The organism is Novosphingobium indicum, from assembly GCF_014645195.1.
Classification (GTDB): domain Bacteria; phylum Pseudomonadota; class Alphaproteobacteria; order Sphingomonadales; family Sphingomonadaceae; genus Novosphingobium; species Novosphingobium indicum.
Genome location: NZ_BMLK01000006.1, coordinates 178,434 through 200,333 on the forward strand (window position 1 = coordinate 178,434; position 21,900 = coordinate 200,333).

A 21,900-nucleotide genomic window follows, 5' to 3' on the forward strand; every position below is an offset into this window, starting at 1 on the left:
CGAGCACGTTGCTCAGCCTGCGCGAAGTTCGTCCGCCAGCATCTTGAACTCGTCCGAACGCGGCGAATTCTTGCGCCAGACCAGCGCGATCTCGCGGTTTGCATTGGCAGAGAGCAATGGCCTTGCGACGACATTGGTCCCGTTGAGGATGCCGGCGTCGAGCGCCATTTCGGGCAGCATCGTCAGGCCAAGGCCGTTGTCGACCATCTGTACCAGTGTGTGCAGGCTGGTGCCGATCATGGTCGCGCTGGCGCGCAGTTCCGGGCGATTGCAGGCGGCGAGGGCATGATCCTTGAGGCAGTGCCCGTCCTCGAGCAGCAGCAGCCGGTTCTCGTCGATGATTTCCGGTGAAACCTCGGCTGGCGGATTGCGTGGATCGTCGTGGGGGAAGGCGACGAAGAAAGCGTCTAGCTCGATAGTTTCCTTTTCGACCTCACCGGTCGGGTAGGGCAGGGCGAGCAGCACACAGTCGGCCCGGCCGTGGTGCAGCGACTCGATGGCCTGCTGGCTCGGCTCCTCACGCAGGAACAGCTTCAGGTTGGGCCGCTCGCGTCGCAGTCGGGGCAACATACGAGGGAGCAGGAATGGAGCGATCGTGGGGATCACGCTCATGCGAACTTCGCCCGAGAGCGGCTTGCCGCTCGACTGGACGAGTTCGGACAGTTCCTCGGTCTCGCGCAGGATGCGGTGCGCCTTGGCCACGACCTGGTTGCCCAGCGGCGTGAATCGGACGGCACGCTTGGTACGCTCGACCAGCGTTACACCCAGCAGCGATTCCAGATCGCGCAGGCCCGCGGAAAGCGTGGACTGGGAGACGAAACAGGCCTCGGCCGCGCGGCCGAAATGCCCATGCTCATGCAGCGCCACAAGGTACTGAAGCTGCTTGAGCGTAGGCTGATAGACAGTCATGGGGCGCTTTGGTCGTCCGTTTGGTCAGCGAGTTCGTCGGTCTTGGCATCGTCGACGTGAGTCATCTTCAGCTTGCCGTTTTCCACCGCGAAGGCAAGCTTGCCCTCGACGAGATCGAGCGCGTCGCGACCGAAGATTTCATAGCGCCATCCCTGCAGGATCGGCAGGTTCTTGCGAACGCCGGCGGCCAGCATCTCCATCTCGTCGCTGCGCGTGAGCAGGCGGGCCGCCACATCGATTTCGCGCGAGCGGATCTTGAGCAGCAGCTTGAGGAGATCGGCCACGAGCGCGCCTTCCTTGCCGAGGGGAGCACCGCGCCCGCCGCGGGGCGGCATCTCGTCGTCGGGCAGGGGCTGGGCCTTGCCGATGGTCGCCATCAGGCGCTTGCCGATCTCGTTGTCCTTCCAGCCCTGCGAGAGACCACGGACCTTGGCGAGATCCGACTGCTGTTTGGGTGGATGGCTGGCCAGATCGGCCAGGGTTTCGTCGCGGGCGATGCGGCCACGCGGGATGTTCTTGCCTTGGGCTTCGTGCTCGCGCCACTCGGCGATAGCTTTCAGGCGGCCGAGCATCTGCGGATTGCGGCCCGATGCCTTGATCCGCTTCCACGCCAGCGTGGGATCGTTGCGGTAGTTCTCGGGGTCGGCGAGCTTTTCCATCTCTTCGTTGAGCCAGGCGCCCCGTCCGGTCTTGATCAGGCGCTTGAGCATCTTGGGGAAGATCTTGGAAAGATGGGTGACGTCGCCGATGGCGTAGTCGATCTGCCGTTCGGTGAGGGGGCGGCGCGACCAGTCAGTGAATCGCGCGCCCTTGTCGACGGTGATACCGAGCCAGGATTCGACAAGGTTGGAATAGCCGATCTGTTCGGACTGGCTGATCGCCATCATCGCGATCTGCGTATCGAAGATCGGATGCGGGGTGCGGCCCGTAAAGTTGTAGATGATCTCTACGTCCTGACCACCGGCATGAAAGACCTTGAGCACGTCTTCGTTGTCGGTGAGCAGATCGAGCAGCGGCTTCAGATCGATCCCATCGGCCAGCGGGTCGATGGCGGCGGCTTCCTCGGTATTGGCGATCTGGACCAGGCAGAGTTCCGGCCAGTAAGTGTTTTCGCGCATGAATTCGGTGTCGACGGCAACGAATTCCGACTGGGCAAGGCGCGCGCACAGATCGGCGAGCTCTTCGGAGTTGGTTATCAGCGGATGAATTTTCATTGAACAGGGGCGTTACGCCTAACCGTTGAGGGGATCAACGCCGACGTGGAGGTTTTGCAGCGGGCTTGCGCTCACTTTCGACCGAAAATGCGCTGCAGCAGGCTGGGTTTTTCGACCGCAGCCAGTTCGTCGATGCTTTCCTGCGTAACAAGGCGGCGGCGCAATTGCTTGCCCGAAGTGTGCGACCCTTCGGTGCTGGTTGCGTAGTCTTCGTAAAATCCGTCTTCCATTATGGAATCGACACCGAGGTGGAATGCGTTTTCCACCAGAGCATCGTCTTCGGCATCGGCCGACATTTTCCTGACTCCAGATAACCCGGGTCATCAGGGATAATCGCTAAGGGTTTATTTGAAGTTACCAACCGCGCCCCGACGTGTGCCAGCAAAGCCAGAGGAAAACGGCATCTGGAAATCACCGCGGCACTCGACTAGGGGGCACGGCTTGCACATTCCGTTATCAGTGAAGAAGCGCGAAACCGCCATGACTCATCCCTACCGTTCCCACACATGCGCCGCCCTGACGGCTGCGGACGTCGACCAGACCGTCCGCCTTTCGGGCTGGGTTCACCGCAAGCGCGACCACGGCGGCGTCCTCTTCGTAGACCTGCGCGACCACTACGGCATCACCCAGGTAGTGACCGATGCCGACAGTCCGGCGCTGGAGCTGCTCGATTCGCTGCGTCTCGAAAGCGTCGTCACCATCGAAGGCAATGTGAAGGCACGTACGCCCGAGACGGTTAACCCGAACCTGCCGACCGGCGCGATCGAAGTCTATGCCCGCTCGGCCACGGTGCTGTCGAAGGCCGAGGAACTGCCGATGCCGGTAGCCGGCGAGCAGGAATATCCGGAAGACATTCGCCTGCGTTATCGCTTCCTCGATCTGCGCCGCGAGACGCTGCACGCCAACATCGTGACGCGCACCAAGATCATTTCGGACATGCGCCGGCGCATGGAAGACATTGGCTTTACCGAATACGCCACGCCGATCCTGACGGCTTCGAGCCCTGAGGGCGCGCGCGACTTCCTCGTGCCCAGCCGCATTCATGCCGGCAAGTTCTACGCGCTGCCGCAGGCGCCGCAGCAGTACAAGCAGCTGCTGATGGTTGCCGGGTTCGACCGCTATTTCCAGATCGCGCCGTGCTTTCGCGACGAGGACCCGCGCGCCGACCGTCTGCCGGGTGAGTTCTACCAGCTCGATCTTGAAATGAGCTTCGTCACCCAGGAAGAAATCTGGGAGACCATGGAGCCCGTGATTCAGGGTGTCTTCGCCGCATTCGCAAACGGCAAGCCGGTGACGCCTTCGGGCGAGTTCCGCCGTATCCCTCATGCCCAGGCCATGCTCGACTACGGTTCGGACAAGCCGGACCTGCGCAACCCGATCCTGATCAAGGACGTGACCGAGCACTTCCAGGGCTCGGGCTTCGGCATCTTCGCCGGAATCGTCGAGAATGGCGGTGTTATCCGCGCAATCCCGGCGCCGGGTGCCGGCGCGGGCAGCCGCAAGTTCTTTGACGAGATGAACAACTGGGCGCGCGGAGAGGGCTTCTCCGGCCTTGGCTATATCAACATCAAGGACGGCAGTCCGGGCGGTCCGATCGCCAAGAACCACGGCGAGGAAAAGACTGCGGCGCTGATCGAGGCGCTGGGCCTCGGCCCCAACGACGGCGTGTTCTTCGCCGCCGGCAAGGAAGAGCAGGCCGCCAAGCTGGCCGGTCTTGCCCGCACCCGCGTGGCCGAACAGCTCGACCTGATCGACAAGGATCGCTTCGACCTTTGCTGGATCGTCGATTTCCCGTTCTACGAATGGGACGAGGACAACAAGAAGGTCGATTTTGCGCACAACCCGTTTTCGATGCCGCAGGGCGGGATGGAAGCGCTGACTTCCCAGGACCCGCTGACGCTCAAGGCCTATCAGTACGACTTGGTCTGCAACGGCTTCGAAATTGCCTCGGGCTCGATCCGTAACCAGTCGCCCGAACTGATGGTCGCTGCCTTTGAAAAGGTCGGCCTGTCGAAGGCAGATGTGGAGGAGCGCTTCGGTGGTCTCTACCGCGCCTTCCAGTACGGCGCGCCGCCGCACGGCGGCATGGCCGCCGGTGTCGATCGCATCGTTATGCTTCTGTGCGGTGCGCAGAACCTGCGCGAAGTGGCGCTGTTTCCGATGAACCAGCGTGCCGAGGACTTGCTCATGGGCGCACCGTCCCCGGCAGAACTCCGGCAGCTTCGCGAACTGCACCTCCGTGTGGTCGAGCCGCAGAAAACGGCTTCTGCCGCGCCGGGACGTGTGGTCGCGCCCGACGCCGGGTGAGTGTACGGGCGGTAGCGGGGAAAACTGCCGAATTTCCTGCCCGCCCAAAGTGCAGCGTGGTACTTGCCAGCACGCGCGCCAGACATTAGGGCGGCTGGCGAAGAATTATCCTCCGAATGTTTGAAGGGGTCATAGAATGAGCGATACCGCCGATCGGGTTAAGAAGATCGTCGTCGAACACCTGGGTGTGGAAGCCGACAAGGTTACCGAGGATGCCAGCTTCATTGACGATCTGGGCGCCGACTCGCTCGACATCGTCGAACTGGTCATGGCTTTCGAGGAAGAGTTCGGCGTTGAAATCCCGGACGATGCGGCCGAGAAGATCAGCACCGTCTCCGATGCCATCAAGTACATCGAAGAGAACAAGGGCTGAGCCAGGCCCTGCGCCGCTGACACGTGCCTGGCTCTCTGCTTGGCACGGCAAAAGGTGCAGCCATGAATTGAATTCGACAGGCTCGACCTCTAAGGGGGCGGGCCTGTCGCCGTTTCGGAGAGCTTGAATGCGTCGCGTTGTCGTAACCGGACTTGGTCTCGTTACCCCGCTTGGTGGTGATGTCGAGACGACCTGGGCCAATATTCTCGCCAGCAAGAGTGGGGCGGGGCCGATCACGAAATTCGATGCCGCCGACCAGAAGTGCCGCATCGCCTGCGAAGTGAAGCCGGCCGATCACGAATATGGCTTCGATGCCAACAAGCGCGTCGATGGCAAGATCCAGCGTCAGGTCGATCCGTTCATCGTGTTCGGCATCGATGCCGCTGGCCAGGCGATCGAAGACGCCGGGCTCGTGGACATGGACGAAGCGACCAAGCTGCGTGCCGGTTGCTCGATCGGTTCGGGCATCGGCGGTCTTCCGGGCATCGAGAGCGAATCGCTGGTGCTCGCTAACCGCGGCCCCGGCCGTGTCTCGCCGCACTTCGTGCATGGCCGCCTGATCAACCTGATCTCCGGACAGGTCTCGATCAAGTATGGCCTCAAGGGCCCGAATCATGCTGTCGTCACTGCCTGCTCGACCGGCGCGCACTCGATCGGCGATGCGGCCCGCATGATCCGCGATGACGACGCCGACATTATGCTGGCAGGCGGTGCGGAAGCGACCATCTGCCCGATCGGCATTGCCGGCTTCGCGCAGGCGCGTGCGCTCAATTGCAGCTTCAACGACCGTCCTGAACAGGCCAGCCGTCCTTACGACAAGGATCGCGACGGTTTCGTCATGGGCGAAGGCGCCGGCGTCCTCGTGCTGGAAGAGTATGAGCACGCGAAGGCTCGCGGTGCGAAGATCTACGCCGAAGTCGTCGGTTACGGCCTCTCGGGCGATGCCTATCACGTGACCGCCCCCGATCCGCAAATGGACGGTGCGTTCCGTTCGATGTCGGCCGCTCTCAAGAAGGCAGGCATGACGCCTGCCGACATCGACTACATCAACGCGCACGGCACCTCGACCATGGCCGACACTATCGAACTCGGCGCGGTGCGCCGCCTGTTCGGGGATGCGATGGCCAATGTCTCGATGAGCTCCACCAAGTCGGCCATCGGGCATCTGCTCGGCGGCGCCGGTGCAGTGGAATCGATCTTCTGCATTCTCGCCATGCGCGATCAGATTGTTCCGCCCACGCTGAACCTCGATACGCCTGATGAAGGCTGCGACGAAGTCGATCTGGTCCCGCATACACCGCGCAAGCGTGAAGTGCGTGCCGTGCTGAACAACAGCTTCGGCTTCGGCGGTACCAACGCCAGCCTTATCATGCGCAAGCTCGACTGAGGCCAGGGCAGGGCGATGGTGTCCCGGCGCGGGTGCTTACTGGTCGCGGTGCTCGCCGTGGCCGCCCTGCTGGCTATGTGGAGCTTTTTCGGCGGCTGGTACGGTTCCGGCCCGCTGGAGAAGGACAGCAACTTCGTTGTCCCCAATGGCGCCAGCCTGACGGCGGTAGCCGAGCGTCTGGAAGACAAGGGCGTGATCCGCTCCGCCGGGGGCTTTACCCTGCGTGCGCGCATTTTCGGCGGCGGTGGCGGTATCAAGGCCGGTGAGTTCCGGATTCCGGCGCACGCTAGCCCGAGCCGGGTCTTCTCCATCATCTGCAGTGACGATGTCATTCGCCGTTTCGTCACCATTCCCGAGGGCATGCCTTCGATCATGGTGCAGGAACGGCTGATGGCGACGCCGGAGCTTACCGGCGAGGTCGCCGTGCCCGAGGAAGGTTCCGTCCTGCCCGACAGCTACGCTTTCCAGCGCGGGCAAACGCGGGAATCGGTGCTCCTTCGCATGCAGGCAGCCATGCGCCGTACGCTCGAGGAGTTGTGGGCGAAGCGCGGGCCCGATCTCGCCGTGAAGAGCCCCGAAGAAGCCGTGATCCTGGCCTCCGTCGTCGAGAAGGAAACGGGCAAGCCCGAGGAGCGCCGCATGGTGGCGGGGCTCTATTCCAACCGCCTGAAGCAAGGCATGCTGCTGCAAGCCGACCCCACGATCATCTATCCGATCACCAAGGGCAAACCGCTCGGCCGCCGCATTCGCCAGTCTGAAATCCAGGCGGTGAACGACTACAATACCTATACGATGGTCGGTCTGCCCAAGCATCCGATCACCAACCCCGGCAAGGCCTCAATCGAGGCGGTGCTGCACCCGGCCAAGACCGAGGCGCTCTACATGGTGGCGGACGGTACCGGTGGACATGCCTTCGCCAGGACGCTGGAAGAGCACAACGCCAACGTGGCCAAGTGGTTCGCCATTCGCCGCGAACGCGGGGAGTTGTGAGCGAGGCGCCGCTCGACTGGAAAGCGACCGGGCCGCGAAAGCCCGGTGCACCGCTGCTGATCACGGCTGAACTGCCCGCCGACGTCCTGGCTTGGACCGATGCCCTGCGCCGCCAGCACTACCCACCCGAGCGCAATCGCCTGCGGGCGCACGTCACGCTGTTTCACGCCCTTCCGCCTTCGGTGGAAGAGGAGCTGCTGCAGGTGCTCGCCGATCTCGCGCGCAGCCCCGCCCCGGAGGCCCGCATCGACGGTATCATGAAGCTGGGCAAGGGGACTGCACTGGCTGTTCACTGCCCGGAGATGGTGGAACTGCACGCTGTGATCGCGGAGCGGATGCACGGCTTGCTCACCGATCAGGATACGCGGCCGTTGCGACTGCACGTGACGATCCAGAACAAGGTGAAGCCCGAGGAGGCCAAGGCCTTGCAGGTCAAGCTGGAACCCGAACTGCGCCCGGTGTCCTTCCGCTTCCGCGGCTTCGGTCTCTATGCGTGGGAAGACGGTCTCTGGCGCCCGCTACGCGTCCTCACCTTTCGCGGGTGAACTGAGCAAAAGTTTTTGCGGTGGAGCGAATTCTTCCCGCCCCGGACATGCGGGACTTCCCGAGAACTGGGTGGTCATCGAGCCAGCATGGTGGCTTTAAGAGCCGGCACTGGAGCGCGGCACTCAGGCGCATCCGTGGAAGCTCTGCCTAGAATGACTGCCCCTAGGGACAGGTTGTTGTTAGTCCACGATCTCCGCATATGTCGTGTCATCCCTGAACACAAATATGAAAAGAGGATGAAATGCGTTTTGTGAAAGACCAAAACAAATATGCGTCTGACAATGTGAGAGGAGGAAGTGAAGAACATGTTGTGAGATATGTTCTCATGGCCAGCCTTTGTCTGTCGATACTGAGCCTCAGTGCGATATGGATTGGCCGTGCTCTGGCCCTGTATTGATTGAAGAGCGTACCCGACCCGCAGCATTGTCCCCCCTGCAAACCCTAGCCCCCCAAAAAAATGGAGAGATCCTGATGAAAACTCTTATCGTAATGGCCTCGGCAGTTGCCCTGACGGCCGCCACGCCTGCCTTTGCCGGTCATCATGGTACTTCGACCATTGTCGAAACCGCCGTCGCATCGCCACAGCATGAAACGCTGGTCGCCGCGGTCAAGGCCGCGGATCTGGTCGATACGCTCGGCGGAGAAGGGCCGTTCACGGTATTTGCACCGACCGATGCCGCGTTCGCCAAGCTGCCCGATGGCACCGTTGCGCAGCTGCTGAAGGCGGAGAACGCCTCAACCTTGCGCTCGATCCTGACGTATCATGTCGTGCCCGGAAAAGTGTCGTCTACCGATCTGATCGGCATGATTGAGGACAACGGCGGTGAAGCGCGGCTCGAAACCGTTCAGGGCGCTACGTTGACCGCCAGCCTCTCGGATGGAAACGTCATCCTTACCGACGCCAAGGGCGGCACGGCCACCGTCGTAAAGGCAGACCTGGAAGCCTCCAACGGCCTCGTTCACGCAACGGATTCCGTATCGATGCCCGGCTGACATTTGAGCAAGTTGCATCGTTGAAACGGTCGACACCGTGTATTCTGATGGCGGGGTAGCAATCTCGAATTGCTGCCCCGCTTTCTGCTTGCCCCTTGGCCTGACAGACGCTGCCGCGAATTCGCGGGCAAAGGCCGCGATAACGCAGACCAAGTGGTCTGCGTTATTTTCGGTCAACAATTGAAAGTAAGTGGTAGCGGAGGAGGGACTCGAACCCCCGACACGCGGATTATGATTCCGCTGCTCTAACCGGCTGAGCTACTCCGCCACACCAATGCCGTCCAACCACGAGAGGCTTGATCCGGTGCACCGGGAGGCCGGTGCAGGCCGCGTCCTCTAGGGGGGAGGGTGCCTGTGGTCAATACCCAAAAAGCACCCTCCATCGCATTCATCGGGAAGGGCCCTGAAAGCGCCGCTTATCCAAGGTTCCGCACGTGCCGGAAATGGGCATAGCGGTTGAGCAGATCGTTGATCACCTGATCGGTGCCGAAGCCGGTAATATCGTGCGGCTGGTCACCTTCGGAGGAGTGCGCGATGGCACGGAAGTGCTTGCGGCTGTCGTCCGATTTGCTGCGACCTTCTGCCCACGCAAAGCTCGGGGCGCTGAACCCGCGAATGCGGATCGTGTAGCGGAATGCGCCGAGTTCGCCGTGCGGAACCGTAAATGACAGACCGTCTTCGACTTCGCTGACCACCGGCTCGAGGCCGCTTTCCTGCATCTGGGCCGACACGGCTTCGAGGGCAGGGCGCGCGGCATCGGTCAGGAAATGCGAGACCTCGCTCTTGCGATAGTGATGGACGATGCTCGTCAGGCGCTGTTGCCAGGACATGCCGACCTCCGAGATGGCGTCTTCCGCGATCGAGAAGTCGATCGCGGTGCCGCCGCTTTCGGCGCGCAGCGCCTTGATCAGGCCATAACAGATGAAGATCATGACCACCGAGAACGGCAGGGCGCTGGCAATGGCCGCGGTTTGCAGCGCCTGCAGACCGCCCGCGACCAGCAGGACTGCCGCGACGAGACCGGCACTCACTGCCCAGAAGACGCGTTGCCAGACCGGCGGATTTTCGGCTGCACCCGAGGTGATCATGTCGATGACGAGCGCGCCGGAGTCTGCCGAAGTTACGAAGAACGTCACTACCAGCAGGGTTGCGATGCCAGAACTGACGGTTGCAATCGGGAGTTGTTCGAGCGTTTCGAAAAGCGCGACGGGCATGTTGTTGGCCACCGTCTTTGCGATGGGGGCGATGCCGTTCAGATCGAGCGCGATCGCCGTATCGCCGAACACGGTCATCCACAGGAAGGTGAAGAGGACCGGCACGAGCAGCACGCCGACGATGAATTCGCGGATCGTGCGGCCGCGCGAGATGCGGGCGATGAACATGCCGACGAACGGAGACCAGGCAATCCACCAACCCCAGTAGAACAGGGTCCAGTTGGCGAGCCACGGATTGGGCTCATAGGCATACATGCGGAAAGTGCGCGGGACCACGGCGCCCAGATAGGCGCCGACGTTCTGCATGAAGGCCTGTAGGAGAAAGACCGTGGAGCCGGCGAAGAGCACGAAGGCCAGCAGGGCGATGGCCAGGATGATGTTGAGTTCGGAGAGGCGTTTGATGCCCTTGTCCAGCCCCATGACCACGGAGAGCGTGGCGAGGCCGGTTATCACCGCGATAAGGACGAGCTGGACCAGGGTGTCCGTGGGAATACCGAAGAGGTAGCTGAAGCCGGCATTGACCTGCAGCACGCCCAGGCCGAGCGAGGTGGCGACGCCGAACATGGTCCCGAGGACCGCGAAGATGTCCACCGCGTGGCCGATCGGGCCGTTGATGCGCCGACCCAGCAGCGGATAGAGCGTCGAGCGGATGGTCAGCGGCAATCCGCGGCGGAACGAGAAGTACGCGAGGGCAAGGCCGACGATGATGTAGATCGCCCAGGCATGCAGGCCCCAGTGAAAGAAGGTCAGGACCAGCGCCTGCCGGGCGGAATCGATGGTGCTGCCATCGCCTACCGGGGGTGAGGCATAGTGCTGCATCGGTTCGGCAACGCCGAAGAAGATCAGGCCAATGCCCATGCCGGCACTGAAGAGCATGGCGAACCACGAGATGTAGCTGTACTCGGGCTCGCTTTCGTCCGGACCCAGCTTGATGTCGCCGAAACGACTGACCATCAGAAACAGAACGAACATCAGGAAGCCGGCGACAGAACCGATATAGAACCAGCCGAATTCATCGACGATCCAGGACTGCACGTGACCGAATACACGCCCGGCCTGCTCCGAGAAAACAGCGCCGTAAAAAGAAAAGGCGAGGATCAGCGCCGCCGATATGAAAAATACGGGTGGATTGACCTTCAACCACTCTCCGCGTCCCGCCGGAGCTGACTCAGTCAGTACCGGATCATTCATTCCTGTCTCCTGTCCAGACCTTGCAGCGGCCCTCATGGTGGAACGGTGGGGGCCTTGTCGAGTTTCGTCTGAGGAAAACGAAAAACGAATGGGGATAGAACGTGAGACGCTTCCTTCCGGGAATCGCGCTCGCTTTCGGTGTTTTTACACCTGCCATGGCTCAGAGCGCTTAGGTTGAAAGCAGCGCAAATCCACCATCCGATGCCGCCGATAGCACCACGAACGATTTGGGCGATCGGGTGTCGGTAGATGTCGGTGCCGCACTGGGGAGCAAATACATGTCGCGCGGTATAGGCTTCGCGGAAAAACCGAGTCTGCAGCCATATCTGACCGTTAGCCTCGACCTCCCGACGCTGGAAGGCGGCGCCATCACCGACGCGCGCGCCTTCGTGGGGAACTGGAACAATGTGAAACTGGGCCCAGTGGCGTCGATGTCTGGCTGCTCAATGACAACGTGACGAACGGGTTGGGAGATAGCGAAGTGGTGGGCCACGCCGGCATGAACTGGAGTTTCTGAGGCGGCAGGAAACCTCTCCGACGATCTGCAGGCCGATTTCCGGGGATGTGGGCAGAGGAGAACCCACAGGTCACAAAATCGGCTCCACCCGGCACATAGCGGCGTCCCGCACGTTCTATGTTTCCAGGCAGGCGAAAGTTGGAAGAAGGCGGGAGTTGATCATGCAGGGCACCGGATCGGAAGAAGGGCGTCATCGCCTGTTTATCGAGAGACTTCTGATCATCACGGCCTTCGTCGTGATTGCCTGGATGCTGTGGTACGTCCGATCACTGATCGTCGTCGTCACCGGAGCCGTTGTTCTGGCCGTTCTGCTGCGCGCGATCGCCGATCCTATTGCCAGGCATACGCGGCTGAGCGCGAAGCTCGCCACGGCGGTTTCGGTGCTGATAGTGGCGGCTGTTCTGGGGTGCGCCGGCTGGTTGTTCGGTTCGACGATGGCCGACCAGTTCGCCCATATCAGCTCGACCATTCCGACCTCATGGGACCAGTTGAAAGCACAGGCTGACGCAATCCCGTTTGGCGGCCACCTGATCACGTCGCTCCAGGGCGGATTCGATCTTCCCAAACTCGTGCCCCAGTTGTTCAACATTGTCGGCAATGCAGCCACGACACTGATCATGATTCTGTTCGGTGCCATTTTCTTTGCCGCGCAGCCCGGGCTTTACACCCGCGGAATGGCCAAGCTGGTGCCGCAGGACCGGCGTCCGCTGTTTTCCCAATCGCTGCAGGATTCCGGCAAGGCCCTGCGGCTCTGGTTGCTGGGGCAGCTGATCTCGATGGTTGTGGTTGGGCTGCTCACAGGTTTCGGGCTGTGGCTCGCCGGCGTGCCTTCGGCCATGGCTCTGGGGCTCATCGCGGGGTTGACCGAGGGTATTCCTTATCTTGGCCCCATCGTGGGTTCGATCCCCGGACTGTTGCTCGCCCTTCTTCAGGGACCGGAGACGGCCATGTGGGCCCTGATCGTCTATGTCGCGGTCCAGCAGATCGAGGGCAACACGCTGGTCCCGCTCATTCATCACGAGTTCGTGAACCTGCCTCCCGCCCTCACGCTGTTCTGGATTGTCGCCGCAGGGCTGATCTTCGGGGTGGTGGGGGTTATCTTTGCGACACCGATGCTGGTGGTGCTCTTCGTATTGGTGAAACGCCTCTACGTTCGCGAGGCGCTCGATACGGATACTGCGCTGCCCGGTGAGACCGACGAAGACGAAGCGAAGGTCTGAGCGGCGCTATCTCCTCCGACGTCAGTCCCGCTGGTTCAGAGGGGTTGCCTCCGACAGCGCCTTGGCCAAGCCTTCGATCTCCTCTTCAGGTATGCGCCGGGCGATGACGGGCATGGGCAGTTGCGGCTTGTTTGCGTCGATCATGGTCTTTTCTCCCCGCCAGTTGCGTAAGCGGTCGGCCAGATAAGTGGTTCGCTGACCGGCGATCAAAGGCGCCGGTTTGTCCGGTGCGTGGCACCGCGAGCAAGCTGGTAGCTGTTCGCCCGGAAGTCCTGCGGACAGGATCGGGTTCGCTTCGGGAAGGCCGATGTCTTCAAGGCCGGGCATGGCAGCGAAGTGATCCGCCAGCGCCTCCATTTCGGCATCCGATAGCGGAGCGGCCGCGACCTGCATGGGGCCGCTGGCACGTTTCCCAGAAGCATAGTCACGCAGGGATTGAAGCAGGTAGGCGGGGTTTTGTCCGGCCAGTACGGGTATGTCGTCTTGCTTGCGACCGAGCCCGTCGGTTCCGTGGCATCCGGCGCAGCTCTCCAGCACGCGGGGTCTGAACCCCGATACGGTCGGTTCCGCCGGGACCTGGGTCAGGTTGCGGTATTGCCGGGGCGTCATCTCGGGAAGCCTGCGCAGGAAGCCGACCATGCGGCGCACTTCGTCCGGGCGGTCGAGCGAGGGCCAGGCGGGCATCCCCGTATACTTCACGCCGTGCTGCACGATCCAGAACAGCTCGGCATCGTCGTAGTGCTGCACTGTCCGGGCAAGATCGGGAGCAGGGGGCGTGGCAGCCTGCATCTGCGGCGAGGGCGGTGCACCCGGTGCGCCGTGGCAGACCTGACAAGCCTGCCTGAAGTGTCCCGCCGCGCTGATCAGCCCATTGTCGTCGCGCACGTCCTCGGGCGTCTGGAAGGTCGAATAGGTCCGCACCGAATTCTGCATCGTCCAGTGGAGGAACCAGTCGGTGATTTTCCAGTGCCCGGAAGAGGCCGAGATCTGAAAGAGGCCGGACCATGCGAACAGCAGCCCGGCGAGCCCGAGCGTCACAAGCGCTGCCAGCGCGCGCTTCCATGTCAGGTGAACCGTCATGTGGGCTGATCCGTTTCAGTACGCAGGAGGCTGCCCAGCAAGGAGAGGCCTCCCGCAAGGTAGCTGACCGCCCCTATGGCCAGCATCACCGCGCCGCCGAGTTGCTGGTCGGCAAGCGGATCGAGCCCGAGCGGCGAGGCATGCTGCATATCGGCCATGGTGTAGAGCGGGCGCGGCGCCAGTCCGATGAGCACGCCAAGCAATGTCATGTGCATCGAAGTCAGCAGCAGCGCGCCGATACCCGATGCCCGATTGGCATTGTGCAGGACAGCGCTCCACAGCAGGTATCCCGATATCAGAAAGCAGGCCTGTTCGAGCAAGGCGATCATGGGAAACGATGCGCTGGCGTGCCGCAAGGCGGGAAGATGCCAGCCCCAGACGGTCGCCAGTTCCAAAAGCATCATTGCCATGGGCGTAATCTGCCGCTGCCAGCGCCGTGCAACGTCGAAGGTGCTGCCTCTCAGCCTCATCGCAAGAAGTGGCGCGGCTACGGCGACGGCAAGCATATGACCTGCCATATGTCCGGTCATGCCCAGCCGTGACAGCACCCAGGCGATCGGGATCAGGCTCAGGCCCAGCAGCAGAGGCAGCCGGTTCATCGGCAATCTCCGATGAAGATCACCGGCAGCGCGGTGAAGACCACTCCGACGAAGCTCAATCCGGCCAGCAGCAGCGTTGCCTTGGCAAGGAAGCGCAGGCGGTCGATCTCGGTGCTGTCCTGATGCGGTGGAGGATCGCCGGGGGTGCGTTCCTGGTGCCAGGCTATCCAGCCCGAGACGAGGATCACGATCAGCGCCATCAAGGTTCCGGCGAGGAACAGCACGGGAAACTTCGCGAAACTGTCCGTCTTGGCGCAGGATATGGCGGCCCAGAGATACGAAAACAGGAAATGGGCGGCCCAGGCCGTGGGCGGCACGATCAGCGTCCACAGCGTCACCCGCAGACGTTCGTGCCACTTGCGGCGCTGCCGTGACGTTTCGGAATCGCTCATGACGCCTCCGGAAACAGGCCGATGGTGAGGTAGGTCACGAGCGTCGTCAGCGCGAGGAAGTGCATGTACACTGTTACGTTCCGCAGATCGGCGTCGTGCTTCGGCAGGCAATATCCGGCGACGCTGCGGGCCAGCACATAGCCGATCATGATGGCGCCAACGGCTGCGTGGGCTGCGGTCCAGATCGCAAGCGTCCAGACGATGGCCGGGTAGGTGTGCAGTGCCGGGTCCATCCCGGACAGCCAGGGGCCGGCAAGCCCCGCTGCGCCGCTGCCAAGACAGGCCAGCCATCCGGCAACCAGCATTGCCCGTGCAATCCCGATATTCCCGCGTGCGAGGACTTCTCTTGCGGCAAACGTCAGTCCCCACGCTGCGAGGCCCACGGCCAGCGCAACCACCGGCCAGAACACACCCGGTGCGTCTGCAAGCGCGGCTGGCGGGAAATCTTCATGGACCGTCCAGAAGAAGTAATAGCCGAACACGAGGCCGGAAAAGGCCGTGGCGTCTGCCATCATCGTGATGAACATAGCCCACCATCCGGGCGAGGAAGACCCGGAGATGTAGAGCGGCAGTTCCATGCCATGCCCGATCGGCTTCGAGGGCTTTTCGGGGATCTCCGCCGTACCGGTCCAGAGCCACCACAGGATCATCGCCAACGTTGCCACACCCGATACGAGTGCGGCCCAGTAAAGGTGATAGGTGGTGAGAATGAACACGCCGCCGAGCGTGAAGGCCGTCATCATCGGCTTCCACGATGGCGTACCGAGCCGGACGACGGCGAGCGGACGGGCATCGAGGACAGTGGTGATGATGGTTTCGCGACGTCCTTCCTCCGCATCGGGAAGGAAGTAGCGGCCCTCATCGACCTTGCGCATGAAGTCGGGCTGGTCCCAGATCGGATAGCGGCTTTCGATCAGCGGGATCGAGCGGATGCCCCAGTGTTCGTCCTGCGGATGCGCCAGCCATTCGAGCGTTCCCGCATCCCAGGGATTGCGCTTGGCATGCGCACGGCGGGGCGAGCAGGCAAGATCCACGCAGATCACGGCCACGCCGATGGCGAACACGAAGGCGCCGATGGTCGAGGCCATGTTGAGGCCGCCCAGTCCGAGTTCCTCAGGGTAGGTAAAGACCCTGCGCGGCATGCCTTCCAAGCCAGAAAGGTGCATCGGGAAGAAACAGAGGTTCACCCCTACGAACAGGAGCCAGAAGGCGATCTTCCCCAGTCGGTCCGACAGCTTCTTTCCGGTGATCAGCGGCCAGTAGTAGTAGAGCCCGGCGAACAGCGGCAGCAGGGTGCCGCCGATCAGCACGTAGTGCAGATGGGCCACGACGAAGTAGGTGTCGTGCGCCTGCCAGTCGAAGGGCGCGACTGCGACCATGACTCCGGTCAGTCCGCCGATCACGAACACAGCAAGGCTGCCCGCGGCATAGAGCATCGGCGTCGACCATGTGAGCCGCCCTGCCCAGATCGTGGCGATGAACACGAAGATCTGTACCGCAGTGGGGATCGCCACCGCTTCGGAAGCAGCCGAGAAGAAAGCAAGGCTGATTTTGGGCAGTCCGGTCGTGAACATGTGGTGGACCCACAGCCCGAACGAGAGAAAGGCCGTGCCTACCGCCGCCAGCACGATCCAGGGATAGCCCAGTACGTGCCGACGGGCGAAAGTGGGCACCAGCATGGCGAACAGGGCGATCGAGGGCAGGAAGACGATGTAGACTTCCGGATGGCCGAAGATCCAGAAAAGGTGCTGCCACAGCAGCGGATCGCCGCCGCGCGAGGCATCGAAGAACGGCCAGCCCAGCAGGCGTTCCATTTCAAACAGCAGGTCGCCGGCGATCAGCGGCGGGAAGGCGAAGAGGATCATCACCGCCACCACCAGAATATACCAGGCATAGAGCGGCATCAGGTTGAGCCGCATGCCGGGCGGGCGGCACTTGAGTACCCCGACAATCAGTTCGACGGCTGCCGCGACGGAGGAGACCTCGATGAACGAGAGGCCCAGCATCCAGATGTCGGCGCCAAGGCCGGACAGGTCCGTTCGGGTGGTGAGGGGCGGGTACATGAACCAGCCGCCGTCGGGCGCGGCGCCGAAGAAGATCGATCCGGCCACGAAGACGCCGCCAAGCAGGAAGGACCAGTATCCGAAGGCGGAAAGGCGCGGGAAGGGCAAGTCGCGTGCGCCGAGCAGTTGCGGCAGCAGTATGATCGAAACCGCCTCGAACATGGGCACGGCGAAGAGGAACATCATCATCGAGCCGTGCAGCGTGAACAGCTGGTTGAACTTGGCGGCATCGACGAGATCGTTTTCCGGCACTGCAAGCTGCGAGCGCATGATCAGGCCAAGCACGCCTGCAAACAGCATGAAGCCGAACGCTGTGAGCGTGTACCAGGCGCCCACCGCATCGTTGTTGGTATCGGTCCACTTCAAACAGAGGCCCTTCGGAGGTGCCCATACTTTGCGCAGGCGCTGTTCCTGCGCGGCACGAAGTTGCGGATCGTCCTGCTCGTGGAGGCTCATTTCAGCTCCTTCAGCCAAGCGGCGATTGCCCGAGCGTGGTCGGCGGGCATGGACGGGTAGGAAGGCATGCGGGCGCCGGGTTTGAAGGCATCGGCATCGCGAATGAAAGCCGCCGTGTTTTCGGCGGTCGGTTCAAGCGTTCCCGCGCCCAGGCTGGCGCGTGTGCCATAGCGCGACAGGTCCGGGCCGATGCGGGCATCATGCTCGGTGCCGCGCACCGCATGGCAGGCATTGCAGCCGTAGTCTGAGAACAGTTTGGCGCCCGAGGTTGTCCGGCTTGCGGCCTTGACCGGTCGGCGCGCCGCCTCCAGCCAGGCGTCGAACGCGTCTGGCTCCATTGCAATCACGTCGAACGCCATCAGTGCATGCGAGAGCCCGCAGAATTCGGTGCAGACGCCCCGATATGTTCCGGCTTTCTCGGCCTTGACCACCAGCCGGTTCGTACGCCCGGGGATCATGTCCATCTTGCCGGCCAGCCCGGGGATCCAGAAGCTGTGGATCACGTCGGTCGCCGTCAGGTCGAAGACCACGGTCCGCCCCACGGGGATGCGCACTTCGTTGGCGGCCAGGAGTGGCGTCCTTGTGCCGTCTTCGTACTGGACGTGCCACCAGAACTGCTCGCCTTCCACGCGGATGGTCAGATCGTTCGAGGCGGCAGCCATGGGGCGCATCTGGGGCAGGGCGAAGAGCAGTAGTCCAGTGAGGACGACGGTCGGAAAGACGCCGCCCAGCCACAGGACCAGCTGCATGCCCTGCTTGTGGTTGAGCGCACCTTCGGAGGAATGCGTGGCGCGCCAGGCCAGCACGGCGACAAGAAGGGCAATGAGCACTGCGCCTGCAGAGAGCGACCAGGTGAGCCAGTACGTTTCACGCGCTTCCACCCCGAATGGCGCCAGCGCGGACTGATGGGTGTTGCACCCCACCAGCAGCAATACCGACGCTCCGATCAGCAATCGCAAGACTTCCCGCCCCTGTGCCCTTTGCGACCGTCCCTTTCAGTCGCGGTTTCTAGGGCAACACATGAGGAGGCTTTCGGTTCTCCGGAAATTATTGAGATAAGTGTTACGGAATATGTCCGTTGCGGGCATGGAGGGGGAACGGACAGCGCATGCCGCGCGTTGGCACCGACTACACCTTTGATCAGGAACGCTATGCGCGCCTTTGCTTGTCCGAACTGCCAGTCGCCAATCCATTTTGAGGCCCGGGTCTGCCCGGCCTGCAAGGCCACCTTGGGGTACGATCCGGCCATCGATGCCTTTCGCTTTCTGGCGGACAAGGCGACGGTATGGCGCGACGCGGCCAGCGAAACCTCGAATGTCGTCGTCTGTGCGAACAACAACGATTTCGCTATCTGCAACTGGCTGGTTGGCGACGATGTGGAGACAGGCATGTGTCGTGCCTGCCGGCACAACCGAACGATCCCGGACCTCAGCGATGCAAACGTTCCGAAGCGCTGGGCAAGGGTGGAAGCAGCAAAACGGCGTTTGATCCGTACGCTTTTGCGGCTTGGCCTACCGCTCGAGACCAAAGCTGAGGAAGTTCCGGGCCGACAGGGGCTGGCTTTCGATTTTCTTCACGATCCGGCTGCCGAGGGGTCGGGGCAGGCGCAAGTGCTCACCGGGCACGATAGCGGGGTCATCACTCTGAACCTGATAGAGGCGAACGATGCCGAGCGCGAACGCATGCGCGCCGCGATGGGTGAGCCTTACCGCACGCTGCTTGGCCATTTTCGCCACGAAATCGGGCACCATTACTGGGCGCGGCTGGTGCAGAACGATCCGGAAGAGCTTCAGGCTTTCCGGGCAATCTTCGGGGATGAGCGTATCAACTATGCCGAGGCCCTGAGCGCGCACTACGCCGATAGCGGCAAGGTCTGGACCGATGCCTATGTCAGCTACTACGCGACGTCGCACCCGTGGGAGGATTTCGCCGAGACCTGGGCGCATTACCTCCACATCGTCGACGTGCTGGCGACGGCGAGCGATCTGGACCTGTCCCTGAAAGTTCCCGATGCGGACAAGGCGCAGGAGGTCGAACTGGCTTTCGATCCCTATCGCGCCGATGCGGCCAAGCTGGCCGCACACATGGAGCCGCTGGCTTTCGCCATGAATGCGATGAACCGCAGTATGGGGCAGGACGACCTCTATCCCTTTGCCCTGTCCGATGCGATCGTGAAGAAGCTGGACTACGTCGCCCGGCTCGTCGCAACGAACCGGGCGGACGCATAACTTCAGGCCTGCTCAGACTTTCGGCAGGCGATCCAGATACTTGTCGAGCGTCAGCGGATAATCGCGAATGCGCACGCCGGTGGCGTTGTAAACGGCGTTGGCAATCGCCGCGCCCACACCGCACAGGCCGAGTTCGCCCACGCCCTTGGCCTTCATCGGCGAAGACCAGGGATCGGTTTCGTCGAGGAAGATCACTTCCTGATGCGGAATGTCCACGTGAACCGGCACTTCATATCCGGCGAGGTCGTGATTGACGAAGAAACCGAAGCGCTTGTCGACCGCGAGTTCCTCGCTGAGCGCAGCGCCGGCACCCATCGTCATGGCCCCGATGACCTGGCTGCGGGCCGAGATTGGATTGAGGATGCGGCCAGCCGAACAGGCTGCGAGCATGCGCTTCAGGTAGGTTTCGCCCGTGTAGGCGTCGACGGCCACTTCGACGAAGTGGGCCACAAACGTCGACTGCTGATGGCTTTCGTTCACCTCTGCGTATTCGATCGAGTCTTCCGCGACGATTTCGCCGTTCTTTGCGGCGTCGGAAAGCGCGAAAGAAGTGTCGCCCGACGCCACCTTTCCGTTTGCGAAGGTGATGTCATCGCCGCTCAGACCGAGGGCTGTGGCCACTTTCTCGCGCAGCTTCACGCAGGCGGCATAAGTGCCCGCGGTCGAGTTGACTGCGCCCCACTGGCCGCCCGATCCGGCCGAGACCGGATAGCTGGAATCGCCCAGCTCCACACGCACCCTGTTGAGCGGCAGGCCCATGGTCTCTGCCGCCGTCTGCGCGATGATGGTGTAGCTGCCGGTGCCGATGTCGGTCATGTCGGTTTCGACGATGAGAACCCCGTCGCTGCCGAGCCGGACGCGGGCGCCCGACTTTCTGAGCACGTTGTTGCGGAAGCCGGCGGCCATCCCATGGCCGATCAGCCAGCGGCCCTTGCGGTTGGCGGCGGGCTTCGGGTTGCGCTTGTCCCACCCGAAAGCCTCGGCGCCGCGGCGCAGACAGCCGACGAGATCGCGATAGGAGAAGGGCCGGTCGGGATTCATCGGATCGACTTGCGTATCGTTGACGATGCGCAGTTCGACCGGGTCCATACTCAGCTTTTCGGCCAGCTCGTCCATGGCGATTTCGAGCGCCATCAGACCCGGCGCCTCGCCGGGCGCGCGCATGGCGTTGCCTTCGGGCAGGTCCAGTTCGGCAATCCTGAGGGCCGTCCTGCGGTTCGCACCCGCATAGAAGAGCTGCGTCTGGTTCACGGCCCCTTCGGGCCCGCCGCCGGGCAGGTTTCCAGACGTGCTTTCGTGCGAGATCGCCGTGAGCTTGCCGTCTTTCCCGGCCCCCAGCTGAATGCGCTGGATCGTTGCCGGGCGGTGCGTGGTGTTGTTGATAATCAACGGCCGCTGCAATGTCACCTTGACCGGGCGCTGGAACTTGCGCGCGGCCAGAGCGGCGACCACCACATCGGCACGAATGAACAGTTTGCCACCGAAACCGCCGCCGATGAACGGGGAGTCGATGCGTACGTTTTCCTGCGGCACGCCAAGCGCCTTGGCGAGCGCGACTTTGCCCCACTGGATCATCTGGTGGGACATCCACACAGTGACCTTATCGCCGTCCCACGCCGCGATGGTCGCGTGTGGCTCCATCATGGCGTGCGTTTCATCGGGCGTGGTGTAGGTGGCATCGAGCTTCACGGGAGCGGCGGCGTATGCGCTCTCGAAGTCGCCGTAGCTGTCCACGCTGGGCTCGCCATTGCCACCTTTGACCAGCGGTGCGTCGGGGGCAAGTTTGGCGAGATCGAAATTGCCGTGCTCCCGCTCGTATTCGACGATGATCATGTGCGCGGCCGCGCGGGCCTGTTCGAAGGTCTCGGCCACGACCATCGCGATGGCCTGGTGGTAGTGCTGGATTTCCGCACCGCCAAACAGGTTCGCGGTGTTCTGCGAACCGAGCGGCGCCGGTTCGAAGTCGAGCGTGTTGAGCACACCGATGACGCCCGGAGCTTGCTGTGCATGGGCGATGTTCATCGCCTTGATGCGCCCCTTGGCGATGCCTGCGCCCAGCACATAGCCATAGGCCTGCCCTGGGACCACATTGTGCCGCTCATAGGCGTAAGGCGCCGTGCCGGTGGTCTTTAGCGGACCGTCGATGCGGGGAGTGGGTTTGCCGACGATCTTGAGCTGATCGATCGGGTTTGTCTGTGCCGGTGAATCGAATTTCATGGGA

General features: G+C 62.5%; 19 protein-coding genes and 1 tRNA gene. 9 read left to right on the forward strand and 11 right to left on the reverse strand.

All coding sequences use genetic code 11. From position 1 onward, the window contains the following. Nucleotides 1-12: 12 nt before the first annotated feature. From IEX64_RS08055 to IEX64_RS08065, 3 genes are all read right to left on the reverse strand, one after another. Nucleotides 13-909 carry a hydrogen peroxide-inducible genes activator gene (locus tag IEX64_RS08055; RefSeq protein ID WP_188819138.1) on the reverse strand — a complete coding sequence of 299 codons (897 nt, stop codon included), beginning with the start codon at nt 907-909 and terminating at the stop codon, nt 13-15. After that, on the reverse strand, nt 906-2,123 hold the full coding sequence (gene rnd, locus IEX64_RS08060) for a ribonuclease D (protein ID WP_188819139.1): 1,218 nt from the start codon (nt 2,121-2,123) through the stop codon (nt 906-908). Before rnd ends, IEX64_RS08055 begins: the two co-directional genes overlap by 4 nt. A gap of 71 nt (nt 2,124-2,194) precedes the next feature. Next, nucleotides 2,195-2,419, reverse strand: a complete 225-nt coding sequence (locus IEX64_RS08065; protein WP_188819140.1) for a hypothetical protein — start codon at nt 2,417-2,419, stop codon at nt 2,195-2,197. A gap of 184 nt (nt 2,420-2,603) precedes the next feature. Here IEX64_RS08065 and aspS point away from each other — a divergent pair, with 184 nt between their 5' ends. The 6 genes from aspS (at nt 2,604) to IEX64_RS08095 (ending at nt 8,719) form a co-directional block, all read left to right on the forward strand. Continuing rightward, on the forward strand, nt 2,604-4,430 hold the full coding sequence (gene aspS / locus IEX64_RS08070) for an aspartate--tRNA ligase (RefSeq protein WP_188819141.1): 1,827 nt from the start codon (nt 2,604-2,606) through the stop codon (nt 4,428-4,430). A 136-nt stretch (nt 4,431-4,566) separates the two neighbouring features. After that, on the forward strand, nt 4,567-4,803 hold the full coding sequence (locus IEX64_RS08075; protein ID WP_039282540.1) for an acyl carrier protein: 237 nt from the start codon (nt 4,567-4,569) through the stop codon (nt 4,801-4,803). 127 nt (nt 4,804-4,930) lie between these two features. After that, entirely contained in the window at nt 4,931-6,190 is a 1,260-nt protein-coding gene (gene fabF / locus IEX64_RS08080) for a beta-ketoacyl-ACP synthase II (protein WP_188819142.1), read from the forward strand. A gap of 15 nt (nt 6,191-6,205) precedes the next feature. Beyond that, complete coding sequence (mltG, locus tag IEX64_RS08085) at nt 6,206-7,180, forward strand: endolytic transglycosylase MltG (protein WP_188819143.1); 975 nt, start codon at nt 6,206-6,208, stop codon at nt 7,178-7,180. Beyond that, on the forward strand, nt 7,177-7,725 hold the full coding sequence (locus tag IEX64_RS08090; protein ID WP_188819144.1) for a 2'-5' RNA ligase family protein: 549 nt from the start codon (nt 7,177-7,179) through the stop codon (nt 7,723-7,725). The genes mltG and IEX64_RS08090 overlap by 4 nt, the downstream gene beginning before the upstream one ends. Before the next feature lie 472 nt (nt 7,726-8,197). After that, nucleotides 8,198-8,719, forward strand: a complete 522-nt coding sequence (locus tag IEX64_RS08095) for a fasciclin domain-containing protein (protein ID WP_188819145.1) — start codon at nt 8,198-8,200, stop codon at nt 8,717-8,719. A gap of 191 nt (nt 8,720-8,910) precedes the next feature. Here the strand turns inward: IEX64_RS08095 and IEX64_RS08100 are convergent. Together IEX64_RS08100 and IEX64_RS08105 are read right to left on the reverse strand one after the other, a co-directional pair. After that, nucleotides 8,911-8,987: transfer RNA gene (locus IEX64_RS08100), tRNA-Met, on the reverse strand. Nucleotides 8,988-9,135: 148 nt separating this feature from the next. Next, the gene (locus tag IEX64_RS08105) at nt 9,136-11,124 is read right to left on the reverse strand and encodes a BCCT family transporter (protein WP_188819146.1); all 1,989 of its coding nucleotides are present in this window, start codon (nt 11,122-11,124) and stop codon (nt 9,136-9,138) included. A 278-nt stretch (nt 11,125-11,402) separates the two neighbouring features. On the opposite strand from IEX64_RS08105, the gene IEX64_RS08110 reads away from it, so the two are divergent. Next, nucleotides 11,403-11,582, forward strand: a complete 180-nt coding sequence (locus IEX64_RS08110; RefSeq protein WP_188819147.1) for a hypothetical protein — start codon at nt 11,403-11,405, stop codon at nt 11,580-11,582. 220 nt (nt 11,583-11,802) lie between these two features. Continuing rightward, nucleotides 11,803-12,861: an AI-2E family transporter gene (locus IEX64_RS08115; RefSeq protein WP_188819148.1), complete on the forward strand. Its 1,059-nt coding sequence runs from the start codon at nt 11,803-11,805 to the stop codon at nt 12,859-12,861. Nucleotides 12,862-12,882: 21 nt separating this feature from the next. Here the strand turns inward: IEX64_RS08115 and IEX64_RS08120 are convergent, their stop codons facing one another. Genes IEX64_RS08120 through coxB form a run of 5 tightly spaced genes read right to left on the reverse strand, consistent with a single transcriptional unit; the run spans nt 12,883 to nt 18,404 of the window. Continuing rightward, nucleotides 12,883-13,941, reverse strand: a complete 1,059-nt coding sequence (locus IEX64_RS08120) for a c-type cytochrome (RefSeq protein ID WP_188819149.1) — start codon at nt 13,939-13,941, stop codon at nt 12,883-12,885. After that, entirely contained in the window at nt 13,938-14,540 is a 603-nt protein-coding gene (locus IEX64_RS08125) for a cytochrome c oxidase assembly protein (RefSeq protein WP_188819150.1), read from the reverse strand. The genes IEX64_RS08120 and IEX64_RS08125 overlap by 4 nt, the downstream gene beginning before the upstream one ends. Then, on the reverse strand, nt 14,537-14,932 hold the full coding sequence (locus IEX64_RS08130) for a hypothetical protein (protein ID WP_188819151.1): 396 nt from the start codon (nt 14,930-14,932) through the stop codon (nt 14,537-14,539). The genes IEX64_RS08125 and IEX64_RS08130 overlap by 4 nt, the downstream gene beginning before the upstream one ends. After that, on the reverse strand, nt 14,929-17,451 hold the full coding sequence (gene ctaD / locus IEX64_RS08135) for a cytochrome c oxidase subunit I (RefSeq protein WP_188819152.1): 2,523 nt from the start codon (nt 17,449-17,451) through the stop codon (nt 14,929-14,931). Before ctaD ends, IEX64_RS08130 begins: the two co-directional genes overlap by 4 nt. Beyond that, nucleotides 17,448-18,404 carry a cytochrome c oxidase subunit II gene (gene coxB, locus IEX64_RS08140; RefSeq protein ID WP_229710146.1) on the reverse strand — a complete coding sequence of 319 codons (957 nt, stop codon included), beginning with the start codon at nt 18,402-18,404 and terminating at the stop codon, nt 17,448-17,450. The genes ctaD and coxB overlap by 4 nt, the downstream gene beginning before the upstream one ends. A gap of 198 nt (nt 18,405-18,602) precedes the next feature. Here coxB and IEX64_RS08145 point away from each other — a divergent pair, with 198 nt between their 5' ends. After that, nucleotides 18,603-19,679, forward strand: coding sequence for a zinc-binding metallopeptidase family protein (locus IEX64_RS08145; protein ID WP_188819154.1), 1,077 nt, complete (start codon nt 18,603-18,605; stop codon nt 19,677-19,679). Nucleotides 19,680-19,691: 12 nt separating this feature from the next. Here IEX64_RS08145 and paoC read toward each other — a convergent pair whose 3' ends face one another. Next, complete coding sequence (gene paoC, locus IEX64_RS08150; RefSeq protein WP_188819155.1) at nt 19,692-21,896, reverse strand: aldehyde oxidoreductase molybdenum-binding subunit PaoC; 2,205 nt, start codon at nt 21,894-21,896, stop codon at nt 19,692-19,694. Between the last annotated feature and the right edge of the window lie 4 nt (nt 21,897-21,900).